The organism is Streptomyces sp. NPDC031274, assembly GCF_055570235.1.
In genome coordinates, this window is sequence record NZ_JBVIHP010000011.1 from 85,547 (window position 1) to 104,298 (window position 18,752).

The 18,752-nt window shown below is 69.7% G+C and carries 19 protein-coding genes and 1 pseudogene; 8 read left to right on the plus strand and 12 right to left on the minus strand.

What is annotated here, in order from left to right; all coding sequences use genetic code 11:
* Positions 1-63 precede the first annotated feature (63 nt).
* Entirely contained in the window at positions 64-822 is a 759-nt protein-coding gene (locus ACZ5CR_RS19205) for a MerR family transcriptional regulator (protein WP_468858980.1), read from the minus strand.
* 204 nt (positions 823-1,026) lie between these two features.
* Between ACZ5CR_RS19205 and ACZ5CR_RS19210 the strand changes: the two genes are divergently transcribed.
* Complete coding sequence (locus ACZ5CR_RS19210) at positions 1,027-2,448, plus strand: glutamate decarboxylase (protein WP_468858982.1); 1,422 nt, start codon at positions 1,027-1,029, stop codon at positions 2,446-2,448.
* A 99-nt stretch (positions 2,449-2,547) separates the two neighbouring features.
* Here ACZ5CR_RS19210 and ACZ5CR_RS19215 read toward each other — a convergent pair whose 3' ends face one another.
* Complete coding sequence (locus tag ACZ5CR_RS19215; protein ID WP_468858984.1) at positions 2,548-3,189, minus strand: PadR family transcriptional regulator; 642 nt, start codon at positions 3,187-3,189, stop codon at positions 2,548-2,550.
* A gap of 42 nt (positions 3,190-3,231) precedes the next feature.
* Here ACZ5CR_RS19215 and ACZ5CR_RS19220 point away from each other — a divergent pair, with 42 nt between their 5' ends.
* The gene (locus ACZ5CR_RS19220) at positions 3,232-3,912 is read left to right on the plus strand and encodes a bleomycin resistance protein (protein WP_468858986.1); all 681 of its coding nucleotides are present in this window, start codon (positions 3,232-3,234) and stop codon (positions 3,910-3,912) included.
* On the opposite strand, the gene ACZ5CR_RS19225 is transcribed toward ACZ5CR_RS19220, so the two are convergent.
* The 3 genes from ACZ5CR_RS19225 to ACZ5CR_RS19235 all read right to left on the minus strand — a co-directional run bounded on the left by ACZ5CR_RS19225 (position 3,909) and on the right by ACZ5CR_RS19235 (position 7,034).
* Positions 3,909-4,454, minus strand: coding sequence for a DinB family protein (locus ACZ5CR_RS19225; RefSeq protein ID WP_468858988.1), 546 nt, complete (start codon positions 4,452-4,454; stop codon positions 3,909-3,911). The two genes, ACZ5CR_RS19220 and ACZ5CR_RS19225, sit on opposite strands and share 4 nt — an antisense overlap.
* Positions 4,455-4,655: 201 nt before the next feature.
* Positions 4,656-6,113 carry an aldehyde dehydrogenase family protein gene (locus ACZ5CR_RS19230; protein WP_468858990.1) on the minus strand — a complete coding sequence of 486 codons (1,458 nt, stop codon included), beginning with the start codon at positions 6,111-6,113 and terminating at the stop codon, positions 4,656-4,658.
* A gap of 57 nt (positions 6,114-6,170) precedes the next feature.
* Positions 6,171-7,034, minus strand: coding sequence for a helix-turn-helix domain-containing protein (locus ACZ5CR_RS19235; RefSeq protein ID WP_468859215.1), 864 nt, complete (start codon positions 7,032-7,034; stop codon positions 6,171-6,173).
* A 384-nt stretch (positions 7,035-7,418) separates the two neighbouring features.
* Between ACZ5CR_RS19235 and ACZ5CR_RS19240 the strand changes: the two genes are divergently transcribed.
* On the plus strand, positions 7,419-7,904 hold the full coding sequence (locus ACZ5CR_RS19240; protein WP_468858991.1) for an ATP-binding protein: 486 nt from the start codon (positions 7,419-7,421) through the stop codon (positions 7,902-7,904).
* A 116-nt stretch (positions 7,905-8,020) separates the two neighbouring features.
* Here the strand turns inward: ACZ5CR_RS19240 and ACZ5CR_RS19245 are convergent, their stop codons facing one another.
* From ACZ5CR_RS19245 to rpmG, 5 genes are all read right to left on the minus strand, one after another.
* Positions 8,021-8,239 (minus strand): DUF397 domain-containing protein, encoded by a 219-nt coding sequence (locus ACZ5CR_RS19245; protein WP_468859217.1) that lies wholly within the window; start codon positions 8,237-8,239, stop codon positions 8,021-8,023.
* A 575-nt stretch (positions 8,240-8,814) separates the two neighbouring features.
* Positions 8,815-9,054: a 30S ribosomal protein S18 gene (gene rpsR, locus ACZ5CR_RS19250; protein WP_468858993.1), complete on the minus strand. Its 240-nt coding sequence runs from the start codon at positions 9,052-9,054 to the stop codon at positions 8,815-8,817.
* Entirely contained in the window at positions 9,055-10,188 is a 1,134-nt protein-coding gene (locus ACZ5CR_RS19255) for a CobW family GTP-binding protein (RefSeq protein WP_468858994.1), read from the minus strand.
* Between the two features lie 176 nt (positions 10,189-10,364).
* Complete coding sequence (locus ACZ5CR_RS19260; protein WP_468858996.1) at positions 10,365-10,610, minus strand: type B 50S ribosomal protein L31; 246 nt, start codon at positions 10,608-10,610, stop codon at positions 10,365-10,367.
* A gap of 5 nt (positions 10,611-10,615) precedes the next feature.
* The gene (rpmG, locus tag ACZ5CR_RS19265) at positions 10,616-10,780 is read right to left on the minus strand and encodes a 50S ribosomal protein L33 (RefSeq protein ID WP_383267870.1); all 165 of its coding nucleotides are present in this window, start codon (positions 10,778-10,780) and stop codon (positions 10,616-10,618) included.
* Positions 10,781-10,862: 82 nt separating this feature from the next.
* Here rpmG and rpmB point away from each other — a divergent pair, with 82 nt between their 5' ends.
* The 3 genes from rpmB to ACZ5CR_RS19280 all read left to right on the plus strand — a co-directional run bounded on the left by rpmB (position 10,863) and on the right by ACZ5CR_RS19280 (position 11,994).
* Entirely contained in the window at positions 10,863-11,099 is a 237-nt protein-coding gene (gene rpmB / locus ACZ5CR_RS19270) for a 50S ribosomal protein L28 (RefSeq protein WP_389902020.1), read from the plus strand.
* Positions 11,099-11,404 (plus strand): 30S ribosomal protein S14, encoded by a 306-nt coding sequence (rpsN, locus tag ACZ5CR_RS19275; RefSeq protein ID WP_468858999.1) that lies wholly within the window; start codon positions 11,099-11,101, stop codon positions 11,402-11,404. Before rpmB ends, rpsN begins: the two co-directional genes overlap by 1 nt.
* Before the next feature lie 83 nt (positions 11,405-11,487).
* Entirely contained in the window at positions 11,488-11,994 is a 507-nt protein-coding gene (locus ACZ5CR_RS19280) for a hypothetical protein (RefSeq protein ID WP_468859000.1), read from the plus strand.
* Positions 11,995-12,083: 89 nt separating this feature from the next.
* Here ACZ5CR_RS19280 and ACZ5CR_RS19285 read toward each other — a convergent pair whose 3' ends face one another.
* Positions 12,084-14,426 carry an FUSC family protein gene (locus tag ACZ5CR_RS19285; RefSeq protein ID WP_468859002.1) on the minus strand — a complete coding sequence of 781 codons (2,343 nt, stop codon included), beginning with the start codon at positions 14,424-14,426 and terminating at the stop codon, positions 12,084-12,086.
* Positions 14,427-14,954: 528 nt separating this feature from the next.
* Positions 14,955-16,118, minus strand: coding sequence for a DUF2786 domain-containing protein (locus ACZ5CR_RS19290; RefSeq protein ID WP_468859219.1), 1,164 nt, complete (start codon positions 16,116-16,118; stop codon positions 14,955-14,957).
* Between the two features lie 92 nt (positions 16,119-16,210).
* Here ACZ5CR_RS19290 and ACZ5CR_RS19295 point away from each other — a divergent pair.
* Together ACZ5CR_RS19295 and ACZ5CR_RS19300 are read left to right on the plus strand one after the other, a co-directional pair.
* Positions 16,211-16,422 (plus strand): annotated as a pseudogene (locus ACZ5CR_RS19295) (ATP-binding cassette domain-containing protein); the annotation flags it as partial.
* 568 nt (positions 16,423-16,990) lie between these two features.
* Positions 16,991-18,706, plus strand: a complete 1,716-nt coding sequence (locus ACZ5CR_RS19300; RefSeq protein ID WP_468859004.1) for a bifunctional 3'-5' exonuclease/DNA polymerase — start codon at positions 16,991-16,993, stop codon at positions 18,704-18,706.
* Positions 18,707-18,752 lie beyond the last annotated feature (46 nt).

Consider the following 18,752-nt stretch of genomic DNA (forward strand, 5'->3'; position numbering starts at 1 on the left):
GGACGGGTAAGGGACGCCCACCCATGGTGGACGCCCCTTACCCGTGCTCCGCGCAACAGCTGATCAGCTGTGGCGCGCCGCGTTCGCGAGGATCGCGTCCCGCATGTAGACGGCGAGACCGGGCCTGATGGCCTCGTAGGTGGCCGTGAACCGCTCGTCCGCCACGTACATCTCGCCGAGGCAGGTGTGGATCTCGTACGAGCAGTCGTAGTGGAAGTGGCAGATGAAACCGCGGTGTTCCTCCGCGACGTCCATCGCCTCCTCGGAGTCCGCGGCCAGGCCCCGGGCCAGCAGCCCGGCCATGCGCGCGTGCACCGCGTCGAACGTGTCGTTGATCCGCTGCCAGTCCTCCTTGGTGTACGAGGCGGCTCTGCGCTGCGACTCCTTGTAGCCCTCGGTGTCGCCCCAGCGCCGCTCGACCTCCTCCGCGTACTGGTCGGGGTCGTGGTCCCCGAAGACCTCGAACTTCTCCTCGGGCGTGAGGTTGATGCCCATCTTCTTCGCCTCCATGGCGGTCTCGACGGCGGCGGCCATCTCCTGGAGCTTGGTGATCCGGGCGGTCAGCAGCTCGTGCTGGCGGCGCAGGTGCGCGCGCGGGTCCGTGTCCGGGTCGTCCAGGAGGGCCGCCACCTCGTCGAGGCGGAAGCCGAGCTCCCGGTAGAACAGGATTTGCTGCAACCGGTCCAGGTCTCCGTCGCTGTAGCGCCGGTGGCCCGCGTGGCTGCGCTCGCTGGGCACGAGCAGGCCGATCTCGTCGTAGTGGTGCAGCGTGCGCACCGTCACTCCGGCGAAACCGGCGACCTGTCCCACGGAGTAACTCATGGCTCCCGCCTCCCCTCTCTCGGTACGCGTTTCAGCCTGATTCCTCACGCCACGTGAGGTGCAAGTGCAGATCCCGGCAGTCGGCCATATTCTCGCCAGCAGGTACGTGGTGAGTACGGAGCAGGCACGGAGTACCCGCCTGCGAGGTCAGGAACAGACAGGGACAGCCAGGGACAGAAAACCTCAGCCACGAGGAGACCGCCCATGCCCCGCCAACACCCGGGCCCCGAGCAGCCCACCAAGCACACCCTCTCGGTGAACCCCTTCTACGGGGAGGCCAACCCCGTCAGCGGCATGACCGAGGCGCCGCCGAAGCACCGCCTCCCCGACGGGCCGCTGCCGCCCACGACGGCGTACCAGCTGGTGCACGACGAGCTGATGCTGGACGGCAACTCACGCCTCAACCTCGCGACCTTCGTCACGACGTGGATGGAGCCGCAGGCCGGTGTCCTCATGGGCGAGTGCCGGGACAAGAACATGATCGACAAGGACGAGTACCCGCATACCGCCGAGCTGGAGCGGCGCTGCGTGGCCATGCTCGCCGACCTGTGGCACGCGCCGGACCCGATGGGCGCCGTCGGCTGTTCGACGACCGGGTCGAGCGAGGCGTGCATGCTCGCCGGGATGGCGCTCAAGCGCCGTTGGACCAACGCCAAGCGGAACATCGACCGCTATCCGTCGTCCACCGCGCGCCCCAACCTCGTCATGGGCGTCAACGTCCAGGTCTGCTGGGAGAAGTTCTGCAACTTCTGGGAGGTCGAGGCGCGCTTGATCCCCATGGAGGGCAGCCGGTTCCACCTCGACCCGGCAGCCGCCGCCGAGCTCTGCGACGAGAACACGATCGGTGTCGTGGCGGTGCTCGGCTCCACCTTCGACGGGTCGTACGAGCCGGTGGCCGAGCTCTGCGCGGCCCTCGACGACCTCCAGGAGCACACAGGGCTCGACATCCCCGTGCACGTCGACGGCGCGTCCGGCGCGATGGTGGCGCCGTTCCTCGACGAGGACCTGGAGTGGGACTTCCGCCTTCCGAGGGTGGCCTCGATCAACACGTCGGGCCACAAGTACGGCCTGGTCTATCCGGGCGTCGGCTGGGCGCTGTGGCGGGACGAGGAGGCGCTGCCGGAGGAGCTGGTCTTCCGGGTGAACTATCTCGGCGGTGACATGCCGACGTTCGCGCTGAACTTCTCCCGGCCCGGCGCGCAGGTCGTCGCGCAGTACTACACGTTCCTGCGCCTGGGCCGTGAGGGCTACCGCGCCGTCCAGGAGGCGGCACGGAACGTCGCCCGCGGCCTCGCCGACCGCGTCGAGGCGCTCGGTGACTTCCGGCTGATCACCCGGGGCGACGAGCTGCCGGTGTTCGCCTTCACGACGCTGGAGGACGTGCAGGCCTACGACGTCTTCGACGTGTCCCGGCGGCTGCGCGAGCGGGGCTGGCTCGTGCCCGCGTACACCTTCCCGGCCCATCGCGAGGATCTGGCGGTCCTCCGCGTGGTCTGCCGCAACGGCTTCACCGCCGACCTCGCGGAGCTCTTCCTCGCGGATCTGAGCAGCCTGCTGCCCGAACTGCGCAACCAGGCGCACCCGATGACCCGGGACAAGGACGCGGCGACGGGGTTCCACCACTAGGGCCCGCCACTAGGTCTTGCCACCAGGGCCCACCATGAGACCCACGGCGACCGGGCTGTAGTCGGACGGACGTGATCGGCGGTCGTATCAGCGGTCGCGTCAGCGGTCGTCCTCCGCGTGCGGCTCCCCGGTCGCGTACGGGTTCTCCTCCCCCTCGGCGAGGACGCCCACGAACGGATCACCCTCCCCCGCGAACGAGTACGCCCCGCCCTCGATCCGCCGGATCAGGCCGTGCGCCCACTCCACACCCCCGTCGGCCGTGTGCACCCAGTAGTTCATGATCTCGCCGATGTGCCCGAGCTGCTCCGGGCCGTCCTCGGGGATGTAGTGCTCCGTGACGGACCCGCGCCACTCCTCGATGCTCCGCACCCGCTGCTTCAGCAGGTCGACCACCTCGTCACGGGGCAGTTCGACGATGAACCCGATCGCCGCCGTGAGCATGTCAGGGCGCTGGTCGTACGAGACCAGGTTGGACCGGAGCAGGCTGAGGAACTCCTCGGTGCCCGCCTCCGTGATCTCGTACTCCGTGCGCGGCGGGCCGCCCGCCGTCGACGGGGCGGTCTCGTGCGCGAGCAGCAGGCCTTGCTTGGCCATCTGTTTCAGCGCGTGGTAGATCGAGCCGGGCTTCGCGTTGGACCACTCATGGGCGCCCCAGTACTCCAGGTCGTTGCGCACCTGATAGCCGTGGGCCCGCCCGTGCTGACGGACGGCGCCGAGGACGAGGAGTCGGATCGCCGACATAAAAGCCACCTCCTTCTAATCAACTTTGATTAGAGTAGCGGTATGGCCGAGACAATGATCCCCTTGTTCCCCTGCCACGCACTCGACGAGACCCTCGATTTCTACCGAGCCGTGGGCTTCGAAGTGACCTTCTACCAGAAGGCTCCCAATCCGTACGCCGTCGTCCGGCGCGGAGACATGGAGCTGCAGTTCTTCCAGCTCAAGGGATACGACCCGCAGGCCTCCTACAGCACCTGTTACGTCGTGACCGACGACGTGGACACCCTCCACGAGGCCTTCCGGGCCGGGCTCAAGCAGACGCTCGGGCGGATACCGACGCGCGGCCTGCCCCGGATCGGCGCCGTGAAGGACATGAGTTACGGGGTGCGGCAGTTCCTGATGACGGACCCGGCGGGCAACTGCGTCCGCGTCGGGCAGCCCATCGCCGACTCCTTCGAGCACGCGCCGGTGCCGAGGGAGAGGTACGCGCGCGCCCTGCACCAGGCCACCCTCCTCGGCGAGTCCAAGCAGGACCACGCGGCCGCCGTCCGCATCATCGACCGCGCGCTCGCGGCCGACGGCACCCCCACCCCCGTACAGCTCCAGGAGCTGCACGCTCTGCGGTCGGAGATGGCAGCGCACCTCGGAGAGGAGGAGCAGCTCGGAGGGGCCGCGCACCTCGGAGAGGAGGAGCATCCCGGAGAGGCCGCGCACCTCGGAGAGCAGGAGCGGGAGAGTCTTTAGCCCCAGCTCTCGCCGCGCTCCAGTGCCACCAGCTCGAAGGCCGTCTTGCCGTCGAGGGACTCGCGGATGATGTCGGCGTGGCCCGAGTGCCGGGACACCTCGCTGATCAGGCGGAGCAGCACCCACCGCATCGACACGTCCTCCTTCGGGAACCACGGCTGATCAGGGAGCGCGAAGGTCTCATCGAGAGTGGGCAAGGAGCGGATGAACTCCTCGGTACGGGTAGCCACTTGACCCCAGTAGCCGAGGACCGACTCGACCGTCTCGCCCTCGACGAGGCGGAAGCACTCGTCCCAGTTCGCCTCGGTGCGCTCGACCGCGGGGTCGACGCCCTTCGCCCGTGAGATCCAGCTCTCCTCGGCCTCCGCGACATGCTTGAGCAGCCCGGAGAGCGAGAGCTCGCTGGCGCTCGGCTTGGTCGCCGCCTGCTCGTCGGTCAGGCCGATCAGGGCCCGCCGGATGCCGCCGCGCTCGGCGTCGAGGAAGGCGAGCAGCGCGCCGCGCTCGTCGCCGGGGGCCTCTGCGTTGACGTGGGTGACCATGGGGTCCGCCTCTCCGAGCCTGTGGAGCCTGCCGGGCTTTCCGGCCTTTCGAACACCACTGACGCTACGGACCCTTGCGGTCAGCTTCTGTCCGCAAGGGGCCGGGTAGGTGCGCGTGGGTCCGGGAAGGGTGCGCGCGGGTCCCGGTGGGTCCGGGGGGCCGGGGGGAGGCCGGGGGGCTCAGAAAAGGACTCGGGGGGCTCAGAACGGGAATTGGGAGCGTCCGTGCTGCACCGAGACCCACTTCTGCGTGGTGAACGCCTCCACCGTCGACTCGCCGTTGAGGCGCCCGGTGCCCGAGCGCTTCTCGCCGCCGAAGGGCACGATCGGCTCGTCGTGCACGGTGCCGTCGTTCACGTGGAACATGCCGCTGTTGATCCGCCGCGCGAACCGCACTCCGCGTTCGACGTCGGCGGTGTGGACGGCGCCGCTGAGCCCGTACGGGGTGTCGTTGGCGATGCGTACGGCTTCTTCCTCGCCGTCGAAGGGCACGAGCAGCGCCACCGGGCCGAAGATCTCCTGGCGCAGGGCCGGGGAGTCGGCGGGCAGGTCCGTCAGGACGGTGGGCGCCACGAGGTTGCCCTTGGCGCGGCCGTACAGGAGGGCCTTGGCGCCCGCGGCCACCGTCTGGTCGACGATCTTCGTCACCGCGTCCGCCTGCGAGGAGTTGATCAGCGGGCCGATGTGGGTGGCCGGGTCCGCCGGGTCGCCGACCTTCAAGGACGCGACCTTGGCGACGAACTTCTCGGTGAACTCCGCCTCCAGCGACCGGTCCACGAGGATGCGGTTGGCGGCCATGCAGACCTGCCCCTGGTGCACGAACCGGCTGAAGACCGCCGCGTCCACGGCGTAGTCGATGTCCGCGTCGTCCAGGACGACGAGGGCGCTGTTGCCGCCGAGCTCCAGGATCGACCGCTTGAAGTGCGAGGCACAGACCATGGCGACATGGCGGCCCACGCGGTCGGAGCCGGTGAAGGAGATGACGCTCGGCACCGGGTGCTCGATGAACGCGTCACCGATCTCGGCGATGTCGGTGACGACCACGTTCAGGACGCCGGCCGGAAGGCCCGCGTCCTCGAACACCTTCGCAAGGAGGCCACCGCCCGTCACCGGCGCGTTCTGGTGCGGCTTGAGCACCACCGCGTTGCCGAGAGCGAGCGCGGGGGCGACCGTCTTGGTGGAGAGAAGGAGCGGGAAGTTGAAGGGGCTGATGACACCGACCACGCCCACCGGCTCGCGGAAGAGACGATTCTCCTTGTCCGCGCCGGGCGACGGCAGGATGCGGCCCTCGGGCAGCAGCGCGAAGTTGACCGCCTCGCGCAGGAACTCCTTGGTGAGGTGGATCTCGAAGGCGGCCTTGACCCGGGTGCCGCCCAGCTCGGCGACGATGGCCTCGGCTATCTCTTCCTCACGGTCCTCGATGATGCGCAGGGCACGCTCGAAGACGGCACGCCGGGCGTAAGGGCTGGTCCTGCCCCACTCCTTCTGCGCACGGTCGGCCGCTCGGTAGGCCTGGTCCACCTCGTCGGCCGTCGCGACGGTGATCGACGCCAGCTTCTCCCCGTTGTACGGGTTGAAGTTGATGATGTCCCAGGAGCCGGTACCGGCCTTCCACTCACCGTCGATGTACTGGTGAGCCAGGTCAGTGAAGAAGGACATGAGACCCCTTGCCGCCGTCTGTTCGGACATCAGAATGCCCGTCATCGTACTGACGCCTCAGATGAGTTGGAGCAGACCACGGAGAAGGTCGCGACTATCGGCCGGATTCGGGCTGTCGCTCTGCAGTTGGCCCACCACCCGCTCGTACTGGCCGACTTCCTCCGCTTTATCGAGGTACAGGGCCCCCGTCAGCTGTTCCACGTACACGACGTCCGAGAGGTCCGATTCCGGAAAGCGCAGCATGGTGAACGCTCCGCTCTCGCCCGAGTGCCCACCGAAACTGAACGGCATGATCTGAAGAGTGACATTCGGCCGTTCCGAGATGTCGATCAGATGCTGGAGCTGACCACGCATCACTTCCCGGTCCCCGTACGGGCGTCGGAGCGCGGCTTCGTCGAGTACGCAGTGGAAGCCGGGCGCACGCTCGGAGATGAGCAGCTTCTGGCGTTCGAGGCGCAGGGCGACACGGCGCTCGATGTCGGCCTTGCTGGCACCCTTCATGCCGCGCGAGACGACCGCGTGCGCGTAGGCCTCGGTCTGCAACAGGCCGTTGACGAACTGGACTTCGTAGACGCGGATGAGCGAGGCGGCCCCTTCAAGCCCCACGTATGTTTGGAACCAGCCAGGCAGGACATCCGAGTAACTGTGCCACCAGCCGGTGAGGTTGGCCTCTCTGGCGAGCGATAGCAGGGCGACCCGCTCGGCATCGTCGGTGACGCCGTACAGCGTCAACAGGTCCTCGACGTCCCTGGGCTTGAAGCTCACCCGTCCCAACTCCATGCGGCTGATCTTCGATTCGGATGCGCGGATCGAGTAGCCGGCCGCTTCACGGGTGATACCGCGCGATTCCCTCAGGCGCCTGAGTTGCGAGCCAAGGAGCATGCGCCGTACGACCGAGCCACTCGACTCCCCTACGGTCACTTCGCTCAACCCTCCCCATCGCTTGGAAGCCAGCAGTCTGCCATTAAACGCTTCAGGCCGTACTCGTTCGGTTACAGAAACGGAAAGACTTCGGAAGTCCTCCACAAGAAGTCGTAGGAAGAAATGGGCGAGAAGTAGCACGGGAACTAGCAAGTCCGGCGCGTGCACGTGCATCTGCCCTTGCATCTGCTGTACGCATTCGGAACGATGGACTGCAAGACGACTACACGACGACTGAACAACGTCGCTGTATCTCCGTCGGACCGAGCTGTACCCGCATCACCGCTGCACCCGCACCACCGCTGCACCCGCATCACTGCGCACCACTGCTGCATCGCACCACCGCTCCATCGCTATGTACCGCGAAACCGGGGAGTGCCTCGCATGGGGACGAATGGATCGACCATGCTCGAGCCGTTACGGCAGGGGCTTCCCCCACTCGACCCCTCAGCGGTCTCCAGCGCGGCCTCCTGTTCCCTGCCCGCCCGCTATGAAGCGGTCAGCAGCGCACGGCAGTTCACCCGCAAGACGCTGTGCCAGTGGGAACTGGAAGAGCGCTTCGACGACACCGCCCTCGTCGTCTCCGAACTGGTCACCAACGCCCTGCGGCATGCCCTGCCTTCGGACACCCCGCGCGACGAACGCCCGCCGGTGCGGCTGCACTTGATGTGCTGGACCTCACGCCTGGTGTGCGCGGTGCGCGACCCCAGTGACGACAGTCCGGTCGCGCGCGAGACGGACGACGACTTCTCCGCCGAGTCGGGCCGCGGCCTGTTCCTGGTGGACTCGTTCAGCGACAGCTGGGGCTGGCACCCGCTCGCGGGCGCACTGCGGGGCAAGGTCGTGTGGGCGTTGTTCCAGCTGGCTTAGCGGGGCGGGCCAACTGCCCTGGCCTGGGGCGCGCTGATCAGCTGTTGTGGGGCGCTGACCACCTGCCGTGGGAACCAACCACCTGTCGTGGGGCACTGACCACCTGTCGTGGGGCGCTAACCACCTATCAGGTGGTCGAAATCCCCGTCTTTCATCCCGAGCAACATCGCCTCTATCTCGGCGCGCGTGTAGACCAGCGCCGGACCGTCGGGGAACCGCGAGTTGCGTACGGCGACGTCGCCGCCCGGCAGTTTCGCGAACTCCACGCAGGCGCCCTGCGAGTTGCTGTGCCTGCTCTTCTGCCAGACCACCCCGTCGAGCTCCGTGGCGGCCATGCCGTTAAACACGTGGTGCACAGTCGCTCCCCGGTGGTGCAGTGCCTGATGTGGTGGCCTTAGATGCAGTGGTCAACTGTCTCGGATCATAGCTGTGTTCACATGCCGATGCATGGGCAGATGCACGTGCACACGGGGTGTTCTCTTGATTACAGCTCTGTCAGCATCCCCGTCAGCACTTGCCCAAGTCCCCGCATGACATGCGAACGGGTCGCCGAACGGGTACTCCGGGTCGAAGCTTCGCGAGCCAAGTAGGCGCACCAAATTCGCGTACTTGGCTCGCGTATTCGGCTCTTGCACTTAGCTCGCGTACTAAGAAAAGACGCACGCCGGGCCCTTTGTGTTCCAACGTTCAGGTAATGGACCGGAAGGATCTTGGCCCGCGGCCCGCACGACAAAAAACAGGACGCTCCCTGCGAGGTGAACAGGGAACGTCCTGCTGGTCTGGTCTGGTGCGGTCTGATCTGGGGTCTGGCCTGGTCTGGTCTGGGGTCTGGGGTCTGGTCTGGCCTGGTCCGTTCCAGCCTGGTCCGTTCCAGCCTGGTCTGGTCTGGTCTGATTCGGGGCGGCACGCTTCAGCGAGCCGAGCCGTACGGCAGCAACGCCATCTCCCTCGCATTCTTGATCGCGCGAGCAAGGAGTCGCTGCTGCTGGGCGCTGACCCGAGTGACCCGCCGGGAGCGGATCTTCCCCCGGTCCGAGATGAACTTCCGGAGCAACTCCGTGTCCTTGTAGTCGATATACGTGATTTTCGTCGGCCCCAGCGGGTTGGGCCGCGGCTTCTGGACGCGTGGGGACGGCTTGCGGGGGGACATTCAGACCTCCAGGAAGGTGTCGAAGGCAGGGGGCAGGTGCTTCCAGGCGTCGCGCCCCGCGGCGTACTCCTCGTCGGTCAGGAGGCAGGATTCGAGGACCTCTTCGAGGCCCTCGCGGTCCAGGCCCGGCGAGGTGAAGACCAGGTGCTGGCAGCAGTCGCCGTGCTCCGGATGCCAGTCGAGGGCTGCCGCCGCACGCCGCACCGGCGGCACCATCTCCCACGCCGCGTCCGGCAGCGAGGCCAGCCACGGTCCCGCGCTCTCCACGCAGAGCGCACCGCCGGCCGCGTCCCAGCCGAGGAGCGTGTCCGGGTGGTCGGCCAGCCAGAACCGGCCGCGGCTGCGGGCCGCCGCGCAGGTCAGGTCCTCCAGGGCCTGGTAGAGCCGCTCCGGGTGGAAGGGCCGTTCCCGGTGCCATACGAGGGTGGCGACCCCCGCTTCATCCGCGTCGGTCGGCAGCAGCGCGCAGGACGGATGCTGGGCGGCGGCGGCCGCCTCGACGTCGAATCCGGCGAGCGCGGCGCCCGCCAGGTCCCCATGACCGCTGATCGGGACCTGACGGGCAGTCGGGTGGAGCTGGGCGAGGAGCGCGCGATCCTCGTCGTCGGCTTCGGGAGAGTCCGCGACGGCGAGCACGGGCGCGTACTCCAGTTGGCGGGCCCAGGTGTCGGCGACCGTGCGCTGATCCGTGGCGGCAGCGGCGAGCCCGGCCTCCATGAGGTCGTCGCCGTTGCCGAGGTAGGGCAGCAGGAGGGCCGGGTCGACGGCCGTGATCACGCCGCTCAGCCGCAGCCCTTCGCGCACGTGCGCCGTGATCACCTCGGCCATCGCCTTGGGCTCGACGGAGTCCCACAGCTCGACGACCGCGAGCCGCGTGAGCCCGGAGTCCGCGAGCCGTTCGAGCTCGGGCACCAGGTCCTCGCGCAGGGCGCAGCACGCACAGTCGTTGACCAGCGGCGCCTCTCCGGTGGAGAGCACTCCGGTGGCGTCGCGCACCGTACGTACGACTGTGCCGTGCACGGCCGTCGCCAGGTCGTGATGGAGCGCCACGCTCCCCGGAACGATGGCGAGGAGCCGCGCGACGGCCTCCTTGCGGGCGTCGGAGTGCAGCCCGCCGACGATCGCGATGTCCATCGATCCCCTCGGCTCCATCGATCCCCTCGGCTCCATCGATCCCGTCGGTTCCATCGATCCCGTCGGTTCCATCGATCCCCTCGGCTCCATCGATCCCCTCGGCTCCATCGATCCCGTCGGTTCCATCGGTTCCATCGGTTCCATCGGTTCCATCGGTTCCATCGGTTCCATCGAGTTCACCGTGCGCCGTATCGGCGTTCGAAGCGCTCCACGCGGCCCGCGGTGTCCAGGACCTTGGCCGTGCCCGTGTAGAAGGGGTGGCTCGCGGAGGAGACCTCGACGTCGATGACGGGGTACGTGCGCCCGTCGTCCCACTCGACCGTCTTCTCGCAGGTCGCGGTGGACCGGGTGAGGAAGGCGAAGCCGGCGGACTTGTCGCGGAAGACGACGGGGCCGTACGGCGGGTGGATGTCCTTGCGCATCGCGGTCAGCGCTCCTCTCGGAAATCGACGTGCCGCCCGACGACCGGGTCGTACTTGCGCAGCGTCACGCGGTCGGGGTCGTTACGGCGGTTCTTGCGGGTCACGTACGTGTAGCCGGTGCCGGCTGTGGACCGGAGCTTGATGACGGGGCGGAGTTCGTTGCGAGCCATGCCGCTAGTGTATGAAAATGAATCCCGTTTTCAAAACGGTTCCGCAGGGGATCTCGTCCCCACGACCGAGAGGTGCGTCACCTTGTCCGCTCACTGCCAGCTGACCGGCGCCACGCCGGGCTTCGGCAACCAGATCTCCCATTCGCACCGGCGCACGTCACGCCGGTTCGACGTCAACGTCCAGCGCAAGCGCTACTGGCTGCCGAGCGAGGGCCGCCACGTACGGCTGCGGCTCAGCGCCAAGGGCATCAAGACCGTCGACTCCATCGGCATCGAGGCCGCCGTCGCCAGGATCCGTGCGCGTGGAGTGAGGGTCTGATGGCCAAGCAGAGCAAGATCGCGAAGAACGAGAAGCGGCGCGAGACCGTCGCGCGGTACGCCGCGCGACGGGCCGAGCTGAAGGAGATCCTCCGCAGGCCCGGCGCGGGTGATGCCGAACGGCGCGCGGCTCAGGCAGAGTTGGCGCGACAGCCACGGGACGCGAGCGCGACCCGCGTACGCAACCGGGACAGCGTCGACGGTCGCCCGCGCGGTTACGTGGGCAAGTTCGGCCTCTCCAGGGTGAAACTGCGTGACCAAGCGCACGCCGGATTCCTCCCCGGAGTGCGCAAGTCGTCCTGGTAGCTTGGCGCGCGATTGCCGACCTGGTCCGACTGCCGTAATGATTCGACTGCCGTAGAGCGTCATGTAGGGGGAGTTCAGTGCGCATGCACGTCCGGAACGTACGTATCGGTGCCGCGGCCGCGGGTCTTGTCGCCGCGCTCGTCCTGACCGGTTGCAGCAGTGACGGCGGCGATGGCGGGGACGGCGGCGACGCGGGCAAGGACAAGGGCTCGGCGGCGTCCTCCGCCGGGGCCGACGGGTCCGGCGGGTCCGACGGGTCCGGTGCGCCGGACGAGGGCGGGGCCAAGGACGGCAGCTCCGAGGGCAGTTGGGTCGCCACCGCCGACGGGAATCCGCTCGCCCTTGTCATCGCCGGGACGCAGGCGACGCTGCTCGGCGAGAACGTCCTGTGCAGTGGGACGGCGGGCGGCGAGACGCTCGACCTCAAGTGCGCCAAGGGCGAATCGGATCGCACCAATGGCACGATCGAGTCGGTCGACAAGACGTCGATGACGGTCTCTTGGCAGGGTGCGGACAAGGACCAGTTCAGGAGGACCGAGGGCGGGAAGCTGCCGGAGGGGCTGCCTACGGCGGGGCTTCCGCAGTCCTGAGGCGCGTTGCCTGAGGGTGTTGCCTGAGGGGTTGGGCTTGAGGGGTTGGGCTTGAGGGGTTGGGCTTGAGGTGTTGAGCGCCTGAACGGCTAGCGGGCCGTGGGACCTTGTTCAGGGTCCTGCGGTCCGTTGTCTGTCTGTGCGTCCGCGTCCGCGCCCGGGGTCGCTCGCGTGCCTGTTTCCGAGCCGTCCACCAGCATGGGCGGTGGCGCGGTGTCGAGGGCGTCGGAAAGTTCCTGGAGGGTCGCGAGCAGGAGGGCCGCGCCTCTGCGTACGACCCGGTCGGGGACGCCGTCGCCGTCCCACGCGTCGAGGGCCTCGCGTACGGCTTCCCACTTCGGGACACGGCGTTCGCGTACCGCCTTCGCGCCGTCCTCCGTCGACTTGCGCAGGGCTTCCGCGAGGTGGTCGGCGGCGGGGACGGGGGTCGCGTCGCGGTCCGGGAGGTGGGCCTCCATCAGCATGGCCACGCGGCCGAGTTGAGCGAGGACCTCCTCGGCGTCGGCGGCAGCGGCGCGGGAGAGGCCGCGGTGGCGTACCGGTTCGTGCTTGGCGCGGGCCAGGGCTTCCTGCCAGACGATACGGGCGTCGCGGGCGGCGAGGAGCGCCTCGCGGACATCCGGGCAGGAGCTTCCGGTGGGGTCGGCGTAACGGCTGACGACGGCTGCGGCGTAACGGCCGTCCGCCACCAGCCAGTCGGCCAGGCGGTTGCGCAGGCGCGGGGTCTCCCAGGCCGGGTACACGGCGTACGCGATCATCGCGAGGACACCGCCGAGGAGCGTGAGGACGACGCGCTCCGGCACGGTCTGCGTCCACTGTTCGCCGCCCATCCCGAGCAGGAACACGACGTACGCGGCCACGCAGGCCTGCGCCGCGACCTGCCCCGTACGCATCAGCAGATACATCATTCCGGCGCAGAGCACGGCGAGCGCCGCGGAGAGCTCGGTACCGGGGCTCGCCAGCTGCACCAGGCCCGTGGCCAGGGCGACACCCACGAGGGTGCCGCCGAAACGGGCCACCGCGCGGGAGTACGTCTGCGAGAAGTCGGGGCGCATGATCATGACGGAGGCCATGGGCGCCCAGTAGCCGTGGCCGAGGGGAAGCCAGGTGCCCAGGAGGTAACCGGCGGCGGCCACCGCGGTGACGCGGATCGCGTGGCGCGTGACGGGGGATTCGTGGCGGCGGCGGAGTTCGGCCCTCATGGCGCGGAGGGCTGCGGGGAGCAGGGCGGGGAAGGTGGGGCGGAGGAGGGGGGCGGGGGGTGGGGTTGAGGTTGGGGTTGGGGCCGGGGCTTGGGTCGGGGTTGGGGTTGGGGTTGGGGTTTGGGTCGGGGTTGCTCCCGTTGTTTGGGTTGGGGTTGCTCCCGTTGTTTGGGCCGGGGTTGCTCCCGTTGTTTCTGTGGGCTTTGTGCTGCTGGCTGTGGTGGTGAGGGCGGCGGCCTTGTCGGGGGGCTTGCCTGCTGTTTCGACCACGTCGCGCAGTAGCGCGGCCAGGCGTTTCGCCGCTCTCTGTGCCGGGCCCGTGAGGATCGCTCCGGTGTCCGGGGTCTGGAGGGTGGCCACGGCCGCGGGTGGGATCTTCACCGGTTCGCCCTGCCGGATCGCCCTGGCCGCCGCGTCCAGGATCGCGCCCGCCGCGGCCAGGACCTCGCGTACGCGATCGCGCTCGGGGCCCTCTTCCGGTACGCCCACCGCCGGGTCGGCCAGTGAGGCGAGTACCGGGCGGATGCGTTCCGCCAGGCCGCGGGCGCCGTGGAGTTCGGCGGGGCGGCTACGGGCCTGCCGCGGGGTGACGGTCGCCGCGTCGCGGGCCGCCATCAGGGGTTCCGGGTCGAAGTCGGCGTGGGGGTCGTGGCGCAGGCGGCGGGCGTAGTCGGCCTCGGCCGCGAGCGCGTCGGCGAGGGCGTCTCGGTGGGCGCCCCATCTGCGTACGGGGAACAGGACGACGAGGGCGGCCTGGACCGCGCCGCCCACCACCATCATCGCGGCGTGGCCGCCGGCAGCGGCCAGGGAGCCGGGGAGGGTGACCGTGACCAGCATGATCGCGACGTTGGACGAGGCGATGATGCCGATGGTCGGGCCCGCGGCCCAGCTCAGCCCCGAGAGGAAGGTCCAGAGGGAGAGGAGGGCGAGGAAGAGGAGGGTGTGGGAGCCGGTGAGGTAGCCGAGGAAGGTGGAGACGGCGAGGCTCGTGCCGGAGGCCAGGGCCAGTTCCGGGCGGGGGCGCCAGCTGCGCTGAAAGGTGGCGATGGCGGCCTGGAAGGCCCCGAAGGCCGAGCTGGCGGCGACGGCTGGGCCGAAGAGGGTGAGGCTCACGCCGATGATGACGGCGAGGCCGACCGCACCCCGGAGGGCGATAAGGGGTTCGAGGCGCTTCCGCTCGACGGTCAACCCCGAGCGGGTGGTCTCCTTCAGCGCTCGAAGCCAGGTCACTCTGTGATGATACGGGGCATATCGGGCTTGGTTGTCACTGTGTGGGTGCGTGGGTGCGTGGGTGCGTGGGGGAGCTTGCGCCTGTCTGCTCTCCCGGGTCGCCCGCGGGTCGCCCGGGTCGCCCTGCTCGCGCACCAGCCGATCCGGGGTATCGGGCAGGCGGCGGACAGCTGGTGGGCGACGGCGGCGGCAGGCGACGGACGGCGGCAGGCCGGGCGGACGACGGGCGGACGGGCGGACGGCGGGCGGGCTGACAGCAGGGCATCCGGGCGACGGGCAGGCAGGCGGCGGGCAGCCGGGCAGCGGCCGGACGGGCCGCAGCAGGCAGCGGACAGCAGACGGGCGAACGGCAGACAGCAGGCGGCAGGCGGCAGGCGGCAGCAGACGGCAGACGGGAAATGGCTGTTCAGTCAGGCAGGACGCAAGGTGACGCGAGGGAACGGGCAGGTGAGTGGGAGAGCCCCGTGCGTCCAGCCAAGGCCATGGCACCCGCACCCCCTAGGCGAGGCGCCGCCGCCCCGCACCCCCCTAAGCGAGGCGCCGCCGCCCCGCACCCACCTGCGCCTCATCCGCCGCCGCGGTCCCATGGGCCCAGCCCTCATGGTCCGTAACGCCCCGCACCCGCGTAGTAGTCGTCTCCGGAAACATCCGCTCGGCATGGGACGTGACGGCCACATCCCGAGCAGCGAGGACCGGCAGCAGCTCCCCCGCATCCGGGGACCCCACGGCGACATCCTCCGCCGCCGCGGCGAGACGCGCCCCGAGACGATTCGCGTACGCCAGCAGGAACGCCTGCCGAAACGTCTTCGTACGCTTCCGGCCCCCCGCCCGCTGCCCGGCCTCCGCCTTCGTCATCGCAGCCGTCCCCTGCACGAGGAGAGAGGTGTGGAGAAGCTCGACCACTTCCAGGTCGGGTTCGAAGCCGACGACGGTCGAGAAGCCGTACGCCTCGTTCCACACCGCGCGGCAGCGATTCGCGGTGGCCACGGCGTCCAGGAGGATCGCCTTCGCCGTCTCGTACGGGGCGTCCACGCCGATACGGCAGGCACCCGGCGTGTCCTTGGCACGCGTACGGGACGCGAGCAGCGCCTCGTCGATGGTGTGCCTGGCCATCAGCTCCTGCGCCTTGGCGGTGAGCGCCTCCGCCTCATCGGGAAAACCAGTGGCCTCGGCCTTCGCCAGGAGGGCACGGATGCGGGTAAGGATGCGGGGCTCTTCGTGGCCGGGAGGCGGGGGCGCGTGGAGCGGGCTGCCGGGGGCGGGACCCACCGGCTCGATCGCGGGAAGGCGAAGGAGAAGACGGTAGAGGGCGAGGGCAGCGGTGGCCCGGGAGAAGCGATCCGGCTTCAGGCCGCCCGCGGGGGCGAGCTCGGCCAGCTGCGCCTGCCAACGGGGCGGGAGCGTGTCCCCGTACCGCCTGGTCTGCGTCGTGATCGCCTCGGCGGCCAACCGCACCAGGAGAACCCGGTCGACCCCGTGGGCGGTGTCGTCCTGGGCGCGTTCGACCATGCGTATGACGTCCGCGGGCTGCCAGCCCCGCTCCCACGTGCGGCGCACCAGTTCCTCGCCCCTGCGCCACAGCTCCGCGTCGGCCTCCGGGGCCGCCGCGAGGAGGGACGCGCCGGTGTCGAGCCCCTCGTCGCCGTCCGCGTACAACGCTGCCGCGAACGCCTTGTCGATCACCTCGGTCACCGGATCCATACGTCAAGGGTATGGCTGGGCCTACCCCCAGGACGCCCCCCAGTGGTCGTGCCCGGCGGGGCCGCGGACGGTTGGGTCGAGACATGACCTCAACCCCCGACTCAACCGCCGTCTCAACTGCCACCTCAACCGCCGTCACAACCGCCGTACGGCTCACGCCGTCCGCCGCCGATACCGCGACGTGACCGCCCTCGACGGCGTCGACCTCGCGATACGTGCCGGGACCTTCACCGCGATCATGGGGCCGTCCGGCTCCGGCAAGTCGACGCTGCTGCAGTGCGCCGCAGGTCTCGACCCGTTCGATGATCGCGGGTGGCCGATGATGTTCCTCGCCTCCCTCCGTACCCGCTGGGCCGGGCTGCTCGGCGCGTTCGTCGCTGTCGCGCTCGGCGTGGCGCTGACCGCAGCATGGGGCTCGGACTCGCCTCGACATTCAGCGCGCCGGAGCGGAAACCGGTGCGGTTTGCCGACTCCGTCGTGGTCGTTATAGGACAGAACGCCCTGACTGTCCCGGTAGAACGCGGCCCGGACACAGGCCATGCGGCCAAGCCGCTCGCTCATCCACACCCTGTGGATATCGAACTTCTGCGCGAGCTACGACGCCTCGGTCCTGTCCAACTGGACGGGGCGAAGAGGAACGGGGCGAAGCTGGACGGGGCGACCCCACCCGGCTGCCCTGTTCGCCCCCGCTGGTACGGATCGCCCGCCCATCCCGCCGTCCATTCCCGCCGCCCATCCCCGCCGCCCATCCCGCCGCACACTCCACCCCACCCCACCCCACCCCACCCCACCTCACCCCGCCTCACCCCGCCCCCGCAAAGCCCTCCGCGGGATTGTCAGTGGCGACTGCGAGACTCACCCACATGACAGAAAGGTGGGCCCTCGCCCCCACCGAGACCGGCGGCGCCACCCTCGCCCCCCTCGGTGAAGACGGCCTGCCCTCAGGACCGACCCTGCACGAGCCGGACCTCGCCAGAGCCGTGCGCGAGAGACCCGGCACGAGCCGCTGGGTCTGGCGATCCACCGCCGAGATCTACCCCGCGCTGCTCGGGGCGGGCGTCCGCGTGGAGCGGTGCTACGACATCGAGGACGCCGAGCTCCTCCTCCTCGGTCACGAGGGCCGCCTGGGCGAACCCCGCTCGGCCGCGGCCGCCTGGGCCCGGCTGCACAACGCCCCCGTACCGAACGACCCTCCCCCCAGAGCGGCGGCTCCCGGCGCCCAGGATTCCCTCTTCGAGCCCTCCCCCGTGACGTCCCTGCCCTTCGACGCCCTCCTGGAGGTGTATGCGGCGCAGCAGCGAAGACACGAGGCCGCCGAGCACCCCGGCAGGATGCGGCTGCTCACGGCGGCCGAGTCGGCCGGGATGCTGGTGGCCGCCGAGATGAACGTGGCGGGCCTCCCCTGGCGCGCCGACGTCCACCACGCCCTGCTCACCGAGCTGCTCGGCGAGCGGTATGCGGGCGGCGGCAGGAACGCGGGAGCGGCCGAGCCCCGCCGCCTCGCCGAACTCGCCGACGAGATCTCCACCGCCTTCGGCCGCCGCGTCCGCCCCGACCTGCCGAACGACGTCATCAAGGCCTTCGCGCAGGCCGGCATCAGGATCAAATCCACCCGGCGCTGGGAGCTCGAGGAGATCGATCACCCTGCCGTGCGCCCCCTCATCGAGTACAAGAAGCTGTATCGGATCTGGACGGCGCACGGCTGGAGCTGGCTCCAGGACTGGGTGCGCGACGGCCGCTTCCGGCCCGAGTACACCCCGGGCGGCACCGTCAGCGGCCGCTGGACGACGAACGGGGGCGGCGCGCTACAGATCCCCAAGATCATCCGACGTGCGGTGGTCGCCGACCCCGGCTGGCGGCTCGTCGTCGCCGACGCCGACCAGATGGAGCCGCGCGTCCTCGCCGCGATCTCCCGCGACCGGGGCCTGATGGAGGTGGCAGGGAGCCACGAGGATCTCTACACGCGCCTGTCGGACCGCGCGTTCTCCGGCGACCGCGACCACGCCAAGATCGCGCTCCTCGGCGCCGTGTACGGGCAGACTTCGGGCGACGGCCTGAAGAACCTGGCAGCACTGCGCCGCAGATTCCCCGCCGCCGTCGCGTACGTCGACGACGCGGCGAAAGCGGGCGAGGAGGGCAGACTCGTACGGACGTGGCTGGGTCGGACGAGCCCCCCGGCGGCCGGAGCGGGAGACTTCGACGAGGCGGGCATCCCGCAGGACGACCCGGCCGATCTCCCGTCTCAGGACGGCGAGTTCACTCCGGGGTACGCCTCCTCCAACACGCGGGCCCGCGGCCGCTTCACCCGCAACTTCGTCGTGCAGGGCAGCGCGGCCGACTGGGCCCTGCTGATGCTGGCCGCGCTGCGTCAGTCCATCGCCGCGGCCGGTCTCCGCGCCGAGCTGGTCTTCTTCCAGCACGACGAGGTCATCGTGCACTGCCCGCAGGAGGAGGCGGAGACGGTCACGGCGGCGATCCGCGCGGCCGGAGACCTGGCGGGGCGCATAACGTTCGGCGAGACCCCGGTGCGTTTCCCGTTCACCGTCGCCGTGGTGGAGTGCTACGCGGACGCGAAATAGCCCGCGAAGCAGCCCGCGAAATAGCCCGCGCACAGACCACCACCTG

What these genes read in the sequence shown, in the direction of transcription:
- ACZ5CR_RS19205 (WP_468858980.1), bottom strand. Translation starts at nt 822, where the DNA reads ATGAGTTACTCCGTGGGACAGGTCGCCGGTTTCGCCGGAGTGACGGTG.
- ACZ5CR_RS19210 (WP_468858982.1), top strand. Translation starts at nt 1,027, where the DNA reads ATGCCCCGCCAACACCCGGGCCCCGAGCAGCCCACCAAGCACACCCTC.
- ACZ5CR_RS19215 (WP_468858984.1), bottom strand. Translation starts at nt 3,189, where the DNA reads ATGTCGGCGATCCGACTCCTCGTCCTCGGCGCCGTCCGTCAGCACGGG.
- ACZ5CR_RS19220 (WP_468858986.1), top strand. Translation starts at nt 3,232, where the DNA reads ATGGCCGAGACAATGATCCCCTTGTTCCCCTGCCACGCACTCGACGAG.
- ACZ5CR_RS19225 (WP_468858988.1), bottom strand. Translation starts at nt 4,454, where the DNA reads ATGGTCACCCACGTCAACGCAGAGGCCCCCGGCGACGAGCGCGGCGCG.
- ACZ5CR_RS19230 (WP_468858990.1), bottom strand. Translation starts at nt 6,113, where the DNA reads ATGTCCTTCTTCACTGACCTGGCTCACCAGTACATCGACGGTGAGTGG.
- ACZ5CR_RS19240 (WP_468858991.1), top strand. Translation starts at nt 7,419, where the DNA reads ATGGGGACGAATGGATCGACCATGCTCGAGCCGTTACGGCAGGGGCTT.
- ACZ5CR_RS19245 (WP_468859217.1), bottom strand. Translation starts at nt 8,239, where the DNA reads ATGGCCGCCACGGAGCTCGACGGGGTGGTCTGGCAGAAGAGCAGGCAC.
- rpsR (WP_468858993.1), bottom strand. Translation starts at nt 9,054, where the DNA reads ATGTCCCCCCGCAAGCCGTCCCCACGCGTCCAGAAGCCGCGGCCCAAC.
- ACZ5CR_RS19255 (WP_468858994.1), bottom strand. Translation starts at nt 10,188, where the DNA reads ATGGACATCGCGATCGTCGGCGGGCTGCACTCCGACGCCCGCAAGGAG.
- ACZ5CR_RS19260 (WP_468858996.1), bottom strand. Translation starts at nt 10,610, where the DNA reads ATGCGCAAGGACATCCACCCGCCGTACGGCCCCGTCGTCTTCCGCGAC.
- rpmG (WP_383267870.1), bottom strand. Translation starts at nt 10,780, where the DNA reads ATGGCTCGCAACGAACTCCGCCCCGTCATCAAGCTCCGGTCCACAGCC.
- rpsN (WP_468858999.1), top strand. Translation starts at nt 11,099, where the DNA reads ATGGCCAAGCAGAGCAAGATCGCGAAGAACGAGAAGCGGCGCGAGACC.
- ACZ5CR_RS19280 (WP_468859000.1), top strand. Translation starts at nt 11,488, where the DNA reads ATGCACGTCCGGAACGTACGTATCGGTGCCGCGGCCGCGGGTCTTGTC.
- ACZ5CR_RS19300 (WP_468859004.1), top strand. Translation starts at nt 16,991, where the DNA reads ATGACAGAAAGGTGGGCCCTCGCCCCCACCGAGACCGGCGGCGCCACC.